Here is a 16,100-nt window from a genome sequence, read left to right on the forward strand (position 1 = left end):
TCCGGTGACTCTGACGGACCCCGCCCCCGCCCTCCCGCACGACGGCCTCACCTACGAGGTCCGCACCTTCGGGTGCCAGATGAACGTGCACGACTCCGAGCGCATCTCCGGCCTCCTGGAGTCGACCGGCTACGCCCTCGCGGGAGAGGGCCACCAGCCGGACCTCGTCGTGTTCAACACGTGCGCCGTCCGCGAGAACGCGGACAACCGCCTCTACGGCAACCTCGGCAACCTCCGCTCCGTGAAGGCCGCGCACCCGGGCCTGCAGATCGCCGTCGGCGGCTGTCTCGCCCAGAAGGACCAGGCGACCATCCAGGCGAAGGCGCCCTGGGTGGACGTCGTCTTCGGCACCCACAACATCGGCTCCCTGCCCGTGCTGCTCGAGCGCTCCCGCCACAACGCCGAGGCCGAGATGGAGATCCTCGAGTCCCTCGAGGTGTTCCCCTCCACGCTGCCCACCAAGCGCGACTCCACGCACTCCGGCTGGGTCTCGATCTCCGTGGGCTGCAACAACACGTGCACGTTCTGCATCGTCCCGAGCCTGCGCGGCAAGGAGAAGGACCGCCGCCCGGGGGAGATCCTCGCCGAGGTGCAGGCGCTCGTGGACGCCGGCGCCGTGGAGGTCACCCTCCTCGGCCAGAACGTGAACTCCTACGGCGTCGAGTTCGGTGACCGCGGCGCCTTCGCGAAGCTGCTGCGCGCGTGCGGTCAGATCGAGGGCCTCGAGCGCGTGCGCTTCACGAGCCCCCACCCGGCCGCCTTCACCGACGACGTCATCGACGCGATGGCCGAGACCCCGAACGTCATGCCCCAGCTGCACATGCCCCTGCAGTCCGGCTCGGACCGGATCCTCAAGGCGATGCGCCGCTCGTACCGCTCCACCCGGTTCCTCGGCATCCTCGAGCGGGTCCGCGAGCGCATCCCGCACGCGGCCATCACCACCGACATCATCGTGGGCTTCCCGGGGGAGACCGAGGAGGACTTCGCGGAGACGATGCGCGTGGTCGAGGCCTCCCGCTTCGCCTCGGCGTTCACCTTCCAGTACTCCATCCGCCCCGGGACGCCGGCGGGCGAGATGGAGGACCAGGTGCCCAAGGCCGTCGTGCAAGAGCGCTTCGAGCGGCTCGTCGCGCTGCAGGACCGCATCTCCGCGGAGGAGATGGCCACCCTTGCGGGCACGCGGCAGGAGCTGCTCGTCACCGCCGACTCCGGCTCGAAGTCGGCCGAGCGCGGCCGCCTCGCCGGACGCGCGAAGGACAATCGGCTCGTGCACTTCTCCGTGCCCGAGGGCGCCGAGACGCCCCGCCCGGGCGACTTCGTCACCGTGATCGTCGCCGAGGCGCGCCCGTTCTTCGCGATCGCGGATCCGGGCCCCGAGGACTACGCCCTGCGCCGCTCGCGCGCCGGCGACGCGTGGGACCGGGCCCAGGCCGAGTCCTGCGGCGTCCCCGGCCCGGGCGCGCCGGACGGGACGGCCCCCTCCGCCTCCGGGGCGACGCGCCTCGGCATGCCGACGATCCGCCCGCGCGGGTGAGCATGCCGGCCGCGCGCCCTCCCGTCGTCGCCGTGGTGGGGGCGACGGCGACCGGCAAGTCCGCTCTCGCCGTCGCCCTCGCGCACCGGCTGGACGGGGAGATCGTCAACGGTGACGCGCTGCAGCTCTACCGCGGCATGGACGTGGGCACCGCGAAGGTCACGGAGGCCGAGCGCGAGGGCGTCCCGCACCATCTCCTCGACGTCCTGGACGTGCGCGAGGAGGCCTCCGTCGCGGACTTCCAGCGGCGCGCCCGCGAGCTGTTCGCGCAGATCCGGGCGCGGGGTCGCACCCCGATCCTCGTCGGCGGGTCGGGCCTGTACGTCCGTGCGGCCCTCGACGAGCTGGAGTTCCCTCCCACCGATCCGGCGGTCCGCGGGGAGGTCGAGGCCCAGCTGGCCGCACGCGGGGAGGCCGCGCTGCGGGCCGAGCTCGCCGCCGTCGACCCGGTCTCCGCGGAGAAGGTCGCGGACGAGCGGCGCCTGGTGCGCGCCCTCGAGGTGCACCGGATCACGGGCCGGCCGTTCTCGGCGTTCATGCCGCGGCGGCGCTACGCGGACTCCGTGGCGCCGGCCGTGCAGCTCGGGCTGCGGATCGACCGCGCCGTGCTCCACGCGCGCATCGCCGCGCGCGTCGCGGCCATGGTGGACGCCGGGCTCGTCGAGGAGGTGCGGCGCCTCGACGCCGCCGGCCTGCGGGAGGGGCGCACCGCCTCCCAGGCCATCGGGTACGCGCCCGTGCTCGAGGTCCTCGACGGCACCGCGAGCCTGGGCGACGCCGTCGAGCGCACCGTGGTGGCCACCCGGCGCTTCGCCCGCCGCCAGGAGACGTGGTTCCGCGCCGATCCCCGCGTGCGCTGGGTCGACGCCCTCGCCCCCGACGTCCTCGAGCGCTCCCTCGCGGTGCTCGCCGCCTAGCCCGCCTCCTAGACTGGCCCGCATGAGCCTCCTGCCCGGCGCCTCCGCCGTCGTCGACACCACGCCCACGCTGCCCTTCACGAAGGGCCACGGCACGGGCAACGACTTCGTGCTGATCGCCGACCCGGACGGCAACGCGCACCTCGAGCCCTCCCGCGTCGCGATGCTCGCGGACCGCCACCAGGGGATCGGCGCCGACGGGGTCATCCGCGCCGTGCGTTCGGCGCACCTCCCCGAGGGCCGTGAGGTGCTGGCCGCGGCTCCCGAGGCCGAGTGGTTCATGGACTACCGCAACGGGGACGGCTCGGTCGCCGAGATGTGCGGCAACGGCGTGCGCGTCTTCGTCCACTTCCTCGTGGAGAAGGAGCTCGTGGACCTGCCCGTCGGCTCGGCGCTGACCATCGGAACCCGCGCGGGCGCGAAGTCCGTCACCCGCATGGAGCACGGCTACGCGATCGACATGGGCCCCTGGAGCCTGATCGACCCGGAGCTCGCGGAGGACGCGGCCGCCGACTCGATGGTGCGCGCCACCGGGCTGACGGACGCCCGTCCCGGCCTGAGCATCTCGATGGGCAACCCCCACACGGTGGTCCCGCTCGGGGCGTTCGCGGAGCTCGAGGCACTGGAGCTGCACACGGCTCCCGAGGTGGACCCCGAGCCGCCGCACGGCACCAACGTGGAGTTCGTGGCCGCCCACGAGCCGCTCGTCAAGGGGGGCGTGGGCCGGGTGCGGATGCGCGTGCACGAGCGCGGCGTGGGGGAGACCCACTCGTGCGGCACCGGCGCGTGCGCGGCCGCGGCGGCCATGCGCGTGTGGGCCGGGCCCGAGGGCGCGGACTCGTGGCTCGTGGAGGTCCCGGGCGGCGTGCTCGCGGTGGACTTCGTCCTGGCCTCCGACGGAGAGGAGCACGTCGTCCTCGCGGGGGCCGCCGAGCTCGTGTTCGACGGCGAGCTGCGCGGCTGAGACCCGGTCGCCGGCCGACGCTCCGGCCCCGGGTCAGGCCTGCCGGGTCACCGTCAGGATGCGGAACCCCTTGACGGTCGCCGCGCGCCGCACGGTGAACGCCCCCGGCGTGCGGTCCTCGAGCATCCCGGCGATCCAGGGCTGCAGCGAGTCGGCCCCGAGGTTCTTCTGCACCACGAGCCACGCCTCGCCGCCCGGGTTCAGCGCGGGCAGCCAGCGCTCCAGCAGCTCGTGGAGCACCTCCTTGCCCACGCGGATGGGCGGGTTGGACCAGATGAGGTCGAAGCCCGCGTCCGCCGGCACGTCCTCGGGCCGCAGGAACACCGCGTTCTCGGCGCCCACGGCGGCCGCGTTGTCCCGGGCCAGACCGATCGACCGCTCGTTCACCTCGACGCCGGTCACATGGGCCTCGGGCGAGCGCAGTGCGAGCGTGAGGGCGAGCGGTCCCCAGCCCGCGCCGACGTCGAGGAAGGCGCCGTGCGACGGCGGCACGGGGACCACGGAGAGCAGGGCGGCGGTGCCCTTGTCGATCCCGTCGGGCGAGAAGATCCCGTTGGCCGTCTGCACGGCCACGGTCCGGCCCGCGAGCTCGACCTCGATCCGCCGGCGTCGCTCGGGCGTCCCGGGGTCGGAGGAGAAGTAGTGGGCTGGCTGACTCACGCGGACCATCGTAGTCAGGCGGTGGGCCGCGGACCGTCTCGCCTGGCCGGCGCCGTTCACGGGGACCGTGGCGTGGTCGGCGGCGCCGGGGCGGCCTGCGGCGCCATGTCGGAGAGGGTGTTCGCCCACGGGGGAGAGGCTTCCCGCTGCGGTGGGGGCCGGGTAGGGTGTCATTCATGTTCCTGCTGTTCGCCTGACGCCCGCCGTGGAGCCCCGCTCCGGCCGCCGTCACACCCCGCATCCCGCCCCTGAGGCGTCGCTTCCGTGCGCCCGGGCCCCGCTGACGCGAACAGGACATCCCCATGAGCATCACGCTGCGCCCTGCGCGCCCGCCGGACACGCCGAGCTGGCTGCGTTGCCGCGCCCTGTCCTTCCCCTCGACCCGGTGGGTCGCCGTCGGCTCGGGGGGTGAGGTCCTCGGGATCCTCGACGTCGAGCCCGGCGCGGAGGGCGCAGAGGAGGCCGGCCTCGCCACGATCGACGCGATCGCCGTCCACCCCGACCACGAGGGCAGGGGGATCGCCACCGCACCGTTGGAGGCGCTGATCGCGCGGCTGCCTGAGGGAACCGGCCGGCTGGACGCGTGGACCCGCGAGGACGTCGCCCGAGCTCCACAGGGCCGCTAGCGCGTCCGCCCCACCCACTACGCTGATTCGAACCGGGCCCCACCGACGGGCGCCCAGAGGAGACCATGACTGAAGAGCACCAGAACACCGCCGGCCAGAACGGGCCGGGACCCGCCGCGGCAGGATCCGAGGACGAGATCCAGGCCGTGATCGACCGCATCCTCGCCGCCGACGACGCCCGCCGCGCGTCCGGCCGGGACGACGCGTCCGAGCAGGCCTCCCAGACGCGCGATCGGGCGTCCGTCGTCGGGGGCCGCGCGCTCGCGCTCGCCGAGGGCGGGGACGAGCACACCGAGTTCGACGGCGACCAGGACGAACTGGCCGCGCGCCATTCCCTGCGCCGCGTGGCCGGGCTCTCCACGGAGCTCGAGGACATGTCCGAGGTCGAGTACCGCCAGCTGCGCCTCGAGCGGGTGGTCCTGGCGGGCGTGTGGACCGAGGGCACCGCGGAGGACGCCGAGAACTCCCTCCAGGAGCTCGCCGCGCTCGCGGAGACCGCGGGCTCGGAGGTGCTGGACGGTGTCATCCAGCGCCGCGCGACCCCGGACCCGGCCACGTTCCTCGGCAAGGGCAAGGCCCGTGAGCTCGCGGAGATCGTGGCCCTCTCCGGCGCGGACACCGTGGTGGTGGACTCCGAGCTCGCCCCGTCCCAGCGCCGCGCGCTCGAGGACGTGGTGCGGGTCAAGGTCATCGACCGCACCGCGCTGATCCTGGACATCTTCGCGCAGCACGCGAAGTCCCGCGAAGGCCGCGCGCAGGTCGAGCTGGCCCAGCTCGAGTACCTCCTGCCTCGCCTGCGCGGCTGGGGCGAGTCCATGTCGCGCCAGGCCGGCGGCCGTGCGGCCGGCGGCGAGGGCATCGGCTCCCGCGGCCCTGGCGAGACGAAGATCGAGCTGGACCGCCGACGCATCCGCACGCGCATGGCCAAGCTGCGCCGGGACATCTCCGCCATGAAGCCGGCGCGCGAGGCCAAGCGGGCCAACCGCCGGCGCAATCGGGTGCCGTCCGTGGCCATCGCCGGCTACACCAACGCGGGCAAGTCCTCACTGCTCAACCGCCTCACCCACGCGGGGGTGCTCGTGGAGAACGCGCTGTTCGCCACCCTGGACCCCACGGTCCGCAAGGCCGTGACCCCGGACGGCATCGGCTACACGCTCTCGGACACCGTGGGCTTCGTGCGCAACCTTCCCACGCAGCTCGTGGAGGCCTTCCGCTCCACCCTGGAGGAGGTCGCGGACGCGGACGTCATCCTCCACGTCGTGGACGGCGCGCACCCGGACCCCGAGGGGCAGATCGCCGCCGTGCGCGGCGTGCTGGCCGAGGTGGACGCGCAGCGCATCCCGGAGATCATCGTGCTGAACAAGGCGGACGCGGCGGATCCCGTGGTCATCGCCCGCATCCGCTCGAAGGAGCCGCACACCGTCGTGGTCTCGGCCCGCACCGGCGCCGGCATCGACGAGCTGGAGAAGGCCATTGCGGCCACGATCCCGCGGCCCGGCGTGCGCCTCGAGCTGCTCGTCCCGTTCACGCGGGGCGACGTGGTCTCGCGCCTGCACTCCGCGGATGCGGAGATCCTCGCCGAGGCCTATGAGGAGGGCGGCACCCGCCTGACCGTCCTCGTGCGCGAGGACATCGCCGCCGAGCTCGCGGAGCACCGCGTGGACTCCGACGCCTCATGAGCGGGGCGGACGCCGCGGAGGGGGCCGTCTCGGCCCCCCGCACGGATCGGGAGAGGGAGGCGCTGCGGCTCCTGGACGCCGTGGTCGAGGCCACGGGCGGCCAGGAGCGCGCGGGCCAGAAGGAGATGGTCCTGCAGGTCGCGCGCGCCCTCGAGTCGCGGCGGCACCTGCTGGTCCAGGCCGGGACCGGCACCGGCAAGTCGCTGGCCTACCTGATCCCGGCGCTGCAGCACGCCATGGACCAGGAGGACCCCGTCGTGATCGCAACGGCCACCCTGGCCCTCCAGGCGCAGATCATGAAGCGGGACGCCCCGCGCCTCGTGGAGGCGCTGAAGGGGGAGCTGCCGCGCGAGCCCGTCGTCGCGCTCGTCAAGGGGCGCTCCAACTACCTGTGCCGGCACAAGGTGGACGGCGGGTATCCCGGGGACGAGGGCGAGGAGGCCCTCTTCACGGTGGCCGACGACGGCGGCGTGATCGGCTCCGCCTCGGACGGGGCCTCAGGGCCGTCGTCGCTGCTGGGCAAGGAGGTCATGTACCTGCGTGCGTGGGCGGACGAGACGGAGACGGGCGACCGTGACGACCTCGAGGTCCCCGTGACGGACCGCGCCTGGCGGCAGGTCTCGGTCTCGGCCGTCGACTGCCTCGGCGCGTCCCGCTGCCCCATGGCGGACGAGTGCTTCTCGGAGCACGCCCGCGCGGACGCCGCGGACGCCGACGTGGTGGTCACCAACCACGCGATGCTCGCGATCAGCGCGTTCGAGGGACTCGCCGTGCTCCCCGCCTACTCCGCCGTGGTGGTGGACGAGGCGCACGAGCTGCAGGACCGCGTCACCGGCGCGGTGACGGGCCAGCTCTCCGGCTCGATCGTGCACGGCGCCGCCACCTCGGTCCGGCGCCACACCTCGGTGGCGGTCGAGGACCTCGTGCAGGCCGGCGCTGCCCTGGACCGCGCCTTCGCGGGCACCCCCTCGGGGCTGCTCGCCACCGGCCCGGACGAGGTGCAGGAGCAGGCGCTGACCGCCGTCCTCGCTGCCGCCCGGCAGTGCTTCTCAGACCTCGGCCAGAGCAAGGACAAGGAGGCCGACGGCGACGGCGGCCACCAGATGGCCCGCTCCCGCCTCGTCGAGGTCCTCGAGGTCACCGAGCGCATGCTCGCCGCGCGCCCCGAGGCCGACTTCCCGGAGGTCCTGTGGGCCACGCGGCCCGGGCACTTCGAGCCCGGCGTCGGCTGGCAGCCCGGCAACGAGGAGGACCCGCCGCAGCTCTACGTGGCCCCCATCTCGGTGGCAGGCAAGCTGCGTGAGGGGCTCTTCGGTAAGGCCACCACGGTGCTCACCTCCGCCACGCTGACCGTGGGCACGGGGGAGCGGCGGTTCGACTCGGTGGCCGGTGACGTCGGCCTCGCCGGGCCTGACGCCCCCGCGTACACCGCCCTCGACGTCGGCAGCCCCTTCGACTATCCCCGCCAGGGCGTGCTGTACGTGGCCCGGCACCTGCCGCGTCCCGGGAGGACGGCCTCCCCCGAGTCCCTCGACGAGCTCGGGGAGCTCATGAAGGCCTCGAACGGCGGCACGCTCGGCCTGTTCTCCTCCCGGCGGGCCGCCGAGGACGCCGCGGCGGAGATGCGCCGCCGGCTGGGCCCGACGCAGACGATCCTGTGCCAGGGCGATGCCACCCTCTCCGCACTCGTCCGGCAGTTCGCCGAGGAGCGGGACGCCTCCCTCTTCGGGACCATGAGCCTGTGGCAGGGCGTGGACGTGCCGGGCTCCTCGCTGCGCCTCGTGGTGATCGACCGGATCCCGTTCCCGCGCCCGGACGACCCGCTCTCCCAGGCGCGCACGCGGGACATCGCCCGGCACGGCGGCAACGGGTTCATGAAGGTGTCGGCCACGCACGCCGCCGTCCGCATGGCCCAGGGCGCCGGCCGCCTCGTGCGCGCCGTCGGGGACCGCGGCGTCGTCGCCGTGCTGGACTCACGTCTGGCCACCGAGCGCTACGGCGGCTACATCACGAGCGCTCTGCCGGACTTCTGGCGGACCACGGACCGGCAGGTGGTGCGGGGCGTGCTGGCGCGCCTCGCCGAGGAGGACTGAGGGCGTCCGACGACACCCGGCCGGCGGCCGTCAGGAGCCCACGTCAGGCCTAGAGTCGTGGGGAGGGCCCCGGCCCCGTGGCCCTCCGGAGCGAGCACGCCGCCGCGCGCGGCGGGAAGGCGGGCGGCCCTGGCCACCGGCAGGACCTCAAGATCCCATCGACTGCGGAGGACGGCCGAACGCCGCGCCTCCCTGGGCGGCCAGGCCCGCGAGGAGCGGGAGGTGGTCCGGGCGCACGAGCGCGCGGCGAATCGCCACCACGACTCCTTCCTGGCGCACCTGAACCTCAAGCCGGTGTGGCTGGCCTTGGCCGTCCTCGCGATGGCCGCGGTGGCCCTGATGCCCGGCCTGCAGGAGCTCGGACTCTCCGTCGCCGGACAGCGGGCGCTCGCGGTCCTCGCGTTCGCCGTCATCGTGTGGGTGAGCGAGGCCGTCACCTACCCGGTCAGCGCCGTGCTCATCATCGGGCTGATCGCGTTCCTCGTCGGATTCGCCCCGGACATGGCGGACCCGGAGACCGCCCTCGGCACGTCAGGCGCCCTGGGGCTCGCGCTGGGCGGCTTCTCCAACTCCGCGGTGGCCCTCGTGGCCGGCGCCCTCGTGCTCGCCGCCGCCATGCAGGCCACGGGGCTGCACAAGCGCGTGGCGCTGCTCGTGCTGAAGTTCGCCGGCGAGAAGACGAGCAACATCCTCATCGGCACGATCGTCATCACGATCATCCTGTCCTTCTTCGTCCCGTCGGCCACGGCACGCGCCGGCGCGGTGGTGCCGATCCTCATGGGCCTCGTAGCGGCCTTCGGCATGCCCACCGACTCGAAGCTCAGCGCCCTGCTCGTCATCACCGCCGCGCAGGCCATCTCCATCTGGAACATCGGCATCATGACCTCCGCGGCCCAGAACCTCGTCGCTGTCGGCTTCATCCAGGACCAGATGGGCCGCCAGATCACGTGGCTCGAGTGGTTCGTGTGGGGCGCGCCGTGGGCCGCCGTCATGTCCGTGGTGCTCTACTTCGTGATGCGCTGGGCCATCAAGCCGGAGACCGACCGCATGGTCGGCGGTCGCGAGGTCGTCCAGCGCGACCTCGCCGCCCTCGGCCCGATGACGGGCAAGGAGATGCGCCTGACGGTGGTGGCCGTCCTCCTGGTGACCGCGTGGGCCACCCAGGGCGTCCTGCATCCCGTCGATGCGACCACCGTGACCCTGGCCGCCGTCGCCTTCCTCCTGCTCCCGCGCGTCGGCGTGTTCTCGTGGAAGACCGTGGAGAAGCTCGTCAACTGGGGCACGCTCGTGGTGTTCGCCGTGGGCATCTCGCTCGGCTCGCTGCTGCTCAAGACGGGCGCCGCCGCGTGGCTCTCGGAGCGCACCTTCACCGCGCTCGGCCTCGCCGAGCTGCCGATCGTCGCGCTGATCGCCGTCATGGGCGCCTTCACGATCCTCATCCACCTGGGCTTCGCCTCGGCCACCGCGCTCTCGAGCGCCCTGATCCCGGTGTTCATCGCCTTCGCCGCGTCCATCCCGAACGCCGCGGAGGGCGGCCTCGGGTTCGTCGTGATCATGCAGTTCCTGATCTGCTTCGGCTTCCTGCTGCCGGTCTCCGCGCCGCAGAACATGCTCGCGTACGGCACGGGCGCGTTCACCCCGATGCAGTTCCTCAAGGCGGGACTGCCCATCACGGTGATCGGCTACCTCATGGTCCTGCTCTTCTCCGCCACGTACTGGCGGTGGCTCGGCCTGGTCTGACCGTCCGCGCCGCGGGCGCCGTTCAGAGCGCCCGCAGCACGGTGACCACGCGGCCCATGATGGTCGCGTGGTCACCCATGATGGGCTCGTAGGCGGTGTTCTGGGGGAGCAGCCACGTGTGGCCGTCGCGCTGGCGGAAGGTCTTCACGGTGGACTCGTCGTCGAGCAGCGCGGCCACGATGTCCCCGTTGTCCGCGGTCTCCTGCCGGCGCACCACCACCCAGTCGCCGTCGCAGATGGCGGCGTCCACCATCGAGTCGCCGGAGACGCGGAGCATGAACAGCTCGCCCTCACCCGTGAGGCGGCGCGGGATCGTCATGACCTCCTCCACCTGCTGCTCGGCGAGGATGGGGCCGCCGGCCGCGATCCGTCCCACCCACGGGATGGAGACGGCGTCGCCCTCGGCGGCGTCCGTGTGCCACGAGGGGATCTGGGGGAGCTCGGAGACCGGGGCGACGGGGGAGGCCGTCTCGGGGGTCAGCGTCGTCCCGTCCTCGGCCAGCAGCACCTCGAGCGCGCGGGGGCGGCCCGGATCGCGGCGGATGTAGCCGAAGCGCTCGAGCTGGCCGAGCTGATGCGTGACGGAGGAGAGCGAGGCGAGGCCCGCCGCGTCCCCGATCTCCCGCATGGAGGGCGGGTAGCCGCACTCAGCGATCGCGTGGCGGATGGTCTCCACGATCCGCCGCTGGCGGGACGTGAGCGAGGGGGCGGACCCGGCTGGGGTCTGGTGGTCAGGGGTGGCCATGCGGCGGTCCGTTCTCCCGAGGTCGCTTAGCGTGTCCACCCCTGCTGATGGTCTTGCCCTGAAGGCGATCCACCGCGGGTCGGAGCACGTCCGGTGCCCTCGACCCTAGTGGAGTCCGTCACTGGATCCAAAGATATGTTCGATCCACGCTGGGCGTGTCTCGAAGGTGTGTGCTAGACATGGATTCGAACAGGTTCGAACACACGTTCGAATTCCCGCTCGCAGCGGGAGGAAGGCGACCATCACCATGACCACCCTGACCGCAGCTCTCTCCCGTCCCGTCCCCGCTCGCCCCGCTCCGAGCGGGTTCCGCCTCAACAGGCGCGGCCGTCTCGTGCTCCGCGGGCTTCCGCTCATGCTGGCGGCGGCCGTGCTCACCGTCGTCGCGGCGTTCCTCGCGGGCGTCCTCACCTCCCCTGCGGCGGTCTCCTCCGAGGGCCCGGGCGCGCGTCTGGAGACCGTCACGGTCATGCCGGGGGACAGCCTGTGGTCCATCGCCGCCGAGGCTGCGCCGGAGGAGGACCCCTTCACCACCATGACGCGGATCGCCGAGCTGAACAGCCTGGAGGGCCGGGAGCTCGAGCTGGGCGAGTCCCTGTTCGTGCCCGCGGGGGACTGAGGGCCGGCCGGCGACTCACGGCGCGCTCGGCGTGCTCCCGTTCCTAGAATGGCCCGTATGACCGATCTGAGCTCCCTCCCGCTGCGCGAGGGCCTGCGCGGGCAGAGCCCCTACGGCGCCCCCCAGCTGGACGTGCCGTTCATGCTCAACACGAACGAGAACACGCACCCCGTCCCCCCGGAGGTCGCGGAGGCCGTCGTGGCACGGGTGGCGCAGGTCGCCGGGGGGCTGAACCGCTACCCGGACCGCGAGTTCACCCGGCTGCGGGAGAGCCTGGCCGGGTACCTCGGCCACGGGCTGACCGCGGCACACGTGTGGGCGGCCAACGGCTCCAACGAGGTGCTCCAGCAGATCCTCCAGGCTTTCGGCGGGCCGCGCCGCAGCGTCCTCAGCTTCCTCCCCTCCTACTCCATGTATCCGCTGCTGGCCGCGGGCACGGACACGGCATTCGTCGACGGCGGTCGCGCCGCGGACCACACCCTCTCGGCCGAGCATGCCGCGGCCATGGTGCGCGAGCACCGTCCGAACCTCGTCTTCCTCGCCTCGCCCAACAACCCCACGGGCACCGCCCTCGGGCTGGACGTGATCGAGGCCGTCTACACCGCCCAGGCCCGGAACGAGGCCGAGGGCGGCCCGGGCGCCATGGTGGTCGTGGACGAGGCCTACGCCGAGTTCGCGCTCGACGGCACGCCCTCGGCCCTCACCCTCCTGGAGGGGCGCGAGCGGCTCATCGTCACCCGCACCATGTCCAAGGCGTTCGCCCTGGCCGGCGCCCGCCTCGGCTACCTCGCCGCGGACCCGGCCGTGGCGGATGCCCTGCGCCTCGTGCGCCTGCCCTACCACCTCTCCTCGGTCACGCAGGCCACCGCGATCGCCGCCCTCGAGCACGTGGAGACGCTCCTGGAGACCGTGGCGGACATCAAGGCCCAGCGCGACCGGATCGTGGCCCGGCTGCGCGAGCTGGGCCTGGACCCGGCCGTCTCGGACTCGAACTTCGTCTTCTTCGGCCACCTGGAGGACGCGCACGCCGTGTGGGAGGCGCTCCTCGAGCGGGGGGTGCTGGTGCGCGACGTCGGCATCCCGCACCACCTGCGCGTCACCGCGGGCACGGAGGAGGAGACCACCGCGTTCCTCACCGCCCTCGAGGAGGCCCTCGCCGCGGGTGCACGGTGACCCCGCGCCGGCCGCCGCGCGAGACGCAACGACGCGCGCGGCCGGGCATGCGCCGCCGAACCTAGGATGGATGCGACCGTCACCCCCGTATCCCCAGGAGGACCCGTGGCAGCCGAGCTGATCTCCGGACGCCGGGCGCGCATGGAGCGCACCACGAGCGAGTCGGACGTGCACGTGGAGATGGACCTGGACGGCTCCGGCGCCGCGGACATCTCCACGGGTGTCCCGTTCTACGACCACATGCTCACGGCGCTCTCGCGCCACTCGCGGATCGACCTCAGGGTCCGCGCCACGGGGGACACCCACATCGACGTGCACCACACGGTGGAGGACGTCGCGATCACGCTCGGCGAGGTGCTCCGCGTCGCCCTCGGGGACAAGCGGGGCATCCGCCGCTTCGGCGAGGCCTCCGTGCCGTTGGACGAGGCGCTCGCGCGCGCCGTCGTGGACGTCTCCGGGCGTCCGTACCTGGTGCACGAGGGCGAGCCGGACGGGCAGCAGTACCACCTCATCGGAGGCCACTTCACCGGCTCCCTGACCCGGCACGTCTTCGAGGCGATCACGCAGCACGCGGCCATCTGCCTGCACATGGACGTCGTCCGCGGCCGCGACCCCCACCACATCGTGGAGGCCCAGTTCAAGGCGTTCGCCCGCGCCCTGCGCGCGGCCGTCGAGGACGATCCGCGCGTGGACGACGTGCCCTCCACGAAGGGCGCGCTCTGATGGCGGCGCCCACGTCCGTGCCCGGGGTGCGCCCGCGCGTCGCCGTCCTGGACTACGGCTCCGGCAACGTGCACTCGGCCGTGCGCGCCCTCGAGCGCGCCGGGGCCGTCGTCGAGCTCACCCGGGATCCGGACGCCGTGCTGGACGCGGACGGGCTGCTCGTGCCCGGCGTGGGCGCCTACGCCTCGGTGATGCGCGCCCTCACCGAGGTCGGCGGCACCCGCTGGATCGGCCGCCGCGTGGCCGGGGGTCGCCCCGTGCTGGGCATCTGCGTGGGCCATCAGGTCCTCTTCGACGCCGGTGTGGAGCACGGCGAGCGGACCCAGGGCATGGGGGAATGGCCCGGCGTGGTCGAGGAGCTCCCGGCCGAGGTCCTGCCCCACATGGGCTGGAACACCGTCCGACCGCCGGAGGACTCCGCGCTGTTCCGGGGGATCGAGGACGAGCGGTTCTACTTCGTCCACTCCTACGGCGTGCTGCGCTGGGAGTTCGACCAGACCATCCCCACCATGCGCCCCCCGCAGGTGACGTGGGCGCACCACGGCGCGGACTTCATCGCCGCCGTGGAGAACGGGCCGCTGTCCGCCACGCAGTTCCACCCCGAGAAGTCCGGCGAGGCCGGGCAGGCGCTGCTCCGCAACTGGCTGGAGACCCTCTGATGCCCTACTGGTCCGTCCTCTACCTCGCCCTCGGCGGCATCCTGCTCGGTGCCGCCTGGTCGATGCGCACGCAGAAGGCCCCCGGGTGGGCCGTCGTCATCGCCCTCGTGCTCGCCGCCATGGCGATCGCCGCCGCCTTCCTGACCGTCTCCCGCTGAGAGGTACCCCATGACCCCGAACACCCCCGCCCTCGAGCTGCTGCCCGCCGTGGACGTGCAGGACGGCCGTGCCGTCCGTCTCGTCCAGGGGGAGGCCGGCTCCGCCACCTCCTACGGCGACCCGCTCACCGCGGCCCTCGACTGGCAGCGCGCCGGCGCCGAGTGGATCCACCTCGTGGACCTCGACGCCGCGTTCGGCCGCGGGGACAACCGCGACGTCATGCGCCGCGTGGTGGAGGAGCTCGGCGTGAAGATCGAGCTCTCCGGCGGCATCCGCGACGACGCGTCCCTCGAGGGGGCCCTCGAGATGGGCGCGACCCGCGTGAACCTCGGCACCGCGGCCCTGGAGGACCCGGCGTGGACGGCGCGCGTGATCGAGCGCCACGGCGAGCAGGTGGCCGTGGGCCTGGACGTGCGCGGCACCACCCTGGCGGCCCGCGGCTGGACGAAGGAGGGCGGCGACCTCTGGGAGGTCTTGGCCCGCCTCGAGGACGCCGGCTGCGCCCGCTACGTGGTCACCGACGTCACGAAGGACGGCACCCTGAAGGGGCCGAACACCGAGCTCCTCGCGCAGCTGTGCGCGAAGACGGCCAAGCCCGTGGTCGCCTCCGGCGGCATCTCCTCGCTCGAGGACGTCGCCGCGCTCGCGGGGATGGTGGGCGACGGCGTCGAGGGGGCCATCATGGGCAAGGCCCTCTACGCGGGCCGGTTCAGCCTCGAGCAGGCGCTCGCGGTGGCCGGCGGCTCCACGGTGGACGAGGCGCGGGCCGCGCACCCCTTCGCGGTGGCCGAATGAGCGCGGACTCCGCGCACGAGGAGACCGTCGCGCTCGAGCGGCCGGCATCGCGGGAGCTGCCGGGGCACATCCGCGCCGCGCTGGACCGGATGCGGGAGAAGACGGCCGGGGAGAACGTCGCGGACACGGCCGGCGTCCCGTGGGAGGGCCGCGACCTCGCCGGCGGCGGCGTGGACGGCTCCGCCAATCCGCTGCACGCGTTCGACGCCGACGACGGCACCGCCGACGCCCGGTGGACCGACGTCATGGAGCGGCTCGCCCGCTCGGAGGCCACCGAGCAGGACGTCTCCGCGGTGCTCGGGCACATCCGGGTCTTCGCCGCCGTGGTCCCGACGCTCGCGGTCGACGAGGCGGACGTGCACGACCACGCGGACCACGCCGGCCACGGGCACGAGGTCGGCGCGCACGGGGACAAGGCGGCCGACGTCGCCCTGGTGACCCTGCGCGCCGCCGACGGCCGCACCGCCCTGCCCGTGTTCACGAACGTGCCCGCCCTCACGGCGTGGAACCCCGAGGCGCGGCCGGTGGCCGTGTGGATGCCGCGGGCGTGCCTCTCGGCGGTGGACGAGGGATGTGAGCTCGTGGTGGTCGACGCCGGCGCCGAGCACACCTACGTGGTGCGCCGCCCCGCCGTGTGGGCGCTCGCACAGCAGCAGGAGTGGACGCCGTCGTACGTGGACCAGGAGGTGGCCGATGAGATCGCGGAGGTCGCGGACCTCGTGCCGCACCTGCTGAACCTCGGCCTCGCGCCGGGATCCGGCGTCGCGACGCGCACGGCGTCCGGCGCGGTGATGAACGGCGGCGGCTCGGGCCCGGAGCTCAGGGTCGTGGCCATGCCGACCCGCGGCGCGGACGACGCCGACGTGCGGCTCATGGCCGCCACGCTGCGCATGGTGCTGTCGGACCTGCCCCTGCTGGCTGAGCGGGCCGACTCCGTGGAGATCACCGTCCGCCGGCCCTGAGCCCCGCGCTCCCATGGGCGTGCCGACCCCCATCGGCTACCGTGGTGGGGGA

General features: G+C 73.6%; 16 protein-coding genes. 14 read left to right on the forward strand and 2 right to left on the reverse strand.

Features of this window, described 5'->3' with window-relative positions; translation table 11 throughout:
• Window positions 1-4 precede the first annotated feature (4 nt).
• Genes miaB through dapF form a run of 3 tightly spaced genes read left to right on the forward strand, consistent with a single transcriptional unit; the run spans window position 5 to window position 3,415 of the window.
• Window positions 5-1,534: a tRNA (N6-isopentenyl adenosine(37)-C2)-methylthiotransferase MiaB gene (gene miaB / locus NJC10_RS03995; protein WP_319074724.1), complete on the forward strand. Its 1,530-nt coding sequence runs from the start codon at window positions 5-7 to the stop codon at window positions 1,532-1,534.
• 2 nt (window positions 1,535-1,536) lie between these two features.
• Window positions 1,537-2,451, forward strand: a complete 915-nt coding sequence (gene miaA, locus NJC10_RS04000) for a tRNA (adenosine(37)-N6)-dimethylallyltransferase MiaA (protein ID WP_319074793.1) — start codon at window positions 1,537-1,539, stop codon at window positions 2,449-2,451.
• A gap of 22 nt (window positions 2,452-2,473) precedes the next feature.
• A complete protein-coding gene (dapF, locus tag NJC10_RS04005) occupies window positions 2,474-3,415 on the forward strand; it encodes a diaminopimelate epimerase (protein ID WP_319074725.1) in 942 nt (313 codons plus the stop codon).
• 33 nt (window positions 3,416-3,448) lie between these two features.
• Here dapF and NJC10_RS04010 read toward each other — a convergent pair whose 3' ends face one another.
• On the reverse strand, window positions 3,449-4,084 hold the full coding sequence (locus tag NJC10_RS04010) for a class I SAM-dependent methyltransferase (protein ID WP_319074726.1): 636 nt from the start codon (window positions 4,082-4,084) through the stop codon (window positions 3,449-3,451).
• Between the two features lie 293 nt (window positions 4,085-4,377).
• On the opposite strand from NJC10_RS04010, the gene NJC10_RS04015 reads away from it, so the two are divergent.
• The 4 genes from NJC10_RS04015 (at window position 4,378) to NJC10_RS04030 (ending at window position 10,213) form a co-directional block, all read left to right on the forward strand.
• Complete coding sequence (locus NJC10_RS04015; protein WP_319074728.1) at window positions 4,378-4,701, forward strand: GNAT family N-acetyltransferase; 324 nt, start codon at window positions 4,378-4,380, stop codon at window positions 4,699-4,701.
• Between the two features lie 65 nt (window positions 4,702-4,766).
• The gene (gene hflX, locus NJC10_RS04020; RefSeq protein ID WP_319074730.1) at window positions 4,767-6,380 is read left to right on the forward strand and encodes a GTPase HflX; all 1,614 of its coding nucleotides are present in this window, start codon (window positions 4,767-4,769) and stop codon (window positions 6,378-6,380) included.
• Window positions 6,377-8,473: an ATP-dependent DNA helicase gene (locus NJC10_RS04025; protein ID WP_319074731.1), complete on the forward strand. Its 2,097-nt coding sequence runs from the start codon at window positions 6,377-6,379 to the stop codon at window positions 8,471-8,473. Before hflX ends, NJC10_RS04025 begins: the two co-directional genes overlap by 4 nt.
• A 222-nt stretch (window positions 8,474-8,695) precedes the next feature.
• Entirely contained in the window at window positions 8,696-10,213 is a 1,518-nt protein-coding gene (locus NJC10_RS04030) for a DASS family sodium-coupled anion symporter (protein WP_319074732.1), read from the forward strand.
• Window positions 10,214-10,235: 22 nt separating this feature from the next.
• Here NJC10_RS04030 and lexA read toward each other — a convergent pair whose 3' ends face one another.
• Window positions 10,236-10,958, reverse strand: coding sequence for a transcriptional repressor LexA (lexA, locus tag NJC10_RS04035; RefSeq protein ID WP_319074733.1), 723 nt, complete (start codon window positions 10,956-10,958; stop codon window positions 10,236-10,238).
• Between the two features lie 247 nt (window positions 10,959-11,205).
• Between lexA and NJC10_RS04040 the strand changes: the two genes are divergently transcribed.
• The 7 genes from NJC10_RS04040 (at window position 11,206) to NJC10_RS04070 (ending at window position 16,048) form a co-directional block, all read left to right on the forward strand.
• A complete protein-coding gene (locus tag NJC10_RS04040; RefSeq protein WP_248115235.1) occupies window positions 11,206-11,577 on the forward strand; it encodes a LysM peptidoglycan-binding domain-containing protein in 372 nt (123 codons plus the stop codon).
• A gap of 57 nt (window positions 11,578-11,634) precedes the next feature.
• Entirely contained in the window at window positions 11,635-12,750 is a 1,116-nt protein-coding gene (locus NJC10_RS04045) for a histidinol-phosphate transaminase (RefSeq protein WP_248115234.1), read from the forward strand.
• Between the two features lie 66 nt (window positions 12,751-12,816).
• Window positions 12,817-13,473 carry an imidazoleglycerol-phosphate dehydratase HisB gene (gene hisB / locus NJC10_RS04050; protein WP_319074736.1) on the forward strand — a complete coding sequence of 219 codons (657 nt, stop codon included), beginning with the start codon at window positions 12,817-12,819 and terminating at the stop codon, window positions 13,471-13,473.
• Window positions 13,473-14,132: an imidazole glycerol phosphate synthase subunit HisH gene (gene hisH / locus NJC10_RS04055; RefSeq protein ID WP_319074737.1), complete on the forward strand. Its 660-nt coding sequence runs from the start codon at window positions 13,473-13,475 to the stop codon at window positions 14,130-14,132. Before hisB ends, hisH begins: the two co-directional genes overlap by 1 nt.
• On the forward strand, window positions 14,132-14,290 hold the full coding sequence (locus NJC10_RS04060) for a hypothetical protein (RefSeq protein WP_248115232.1): 159 nt from the start codon (window positions 14,132-14,134) through the stop codon (window positions 14,288-14,290). Before hisH ends, NJC10_RS04060 begins: the two co-directional genes overlap by 1 nt.
• 10 nt (window positions 14,291-14,300) lie before the next feature.
• Window positions 14,301-15,086, forward strand: coding sequence for a bifunctional 1-(5-phosphoribosyl)-5-((5-phosphoribosylamino)methylideneamino)imidazole-4-carboxamide isomerase/phosphoribosylanthranilate isomerase PriA (priA, locus tag NJC10_RS04065; RefSeq protein ID WP_248115231.1), 786 nt, complete (start codon window positions 14,301-14,303; stop codon window positions 15,084-15,086).
• Window positions 15,083-16,048 (forward strand): SseB family protein, encoded by a 966-nt coding sequence (locus NJC10_RS04070; RefSeq protein WP_319074740.1) that lies wholly within the window; start codon window positions 15,083-15,085, stop codon window positions 16,046-16,048. The genes priA and NJC10_RS04070 overlap by 4 nt, the downstream gene beginning before the upstream one ends.
• Window positions 16,049-16,100: the final 52 nt, after the last annotated feature.

The sequence above is a fragment of the Micrococcus sp. M4NT genome, assembly GCF_033790745.1.
Lineage (GTDB): Bacteria > Actinomycetota > Actinomycetes > Actinomycetales > Micrococcaceae > Micrococcus.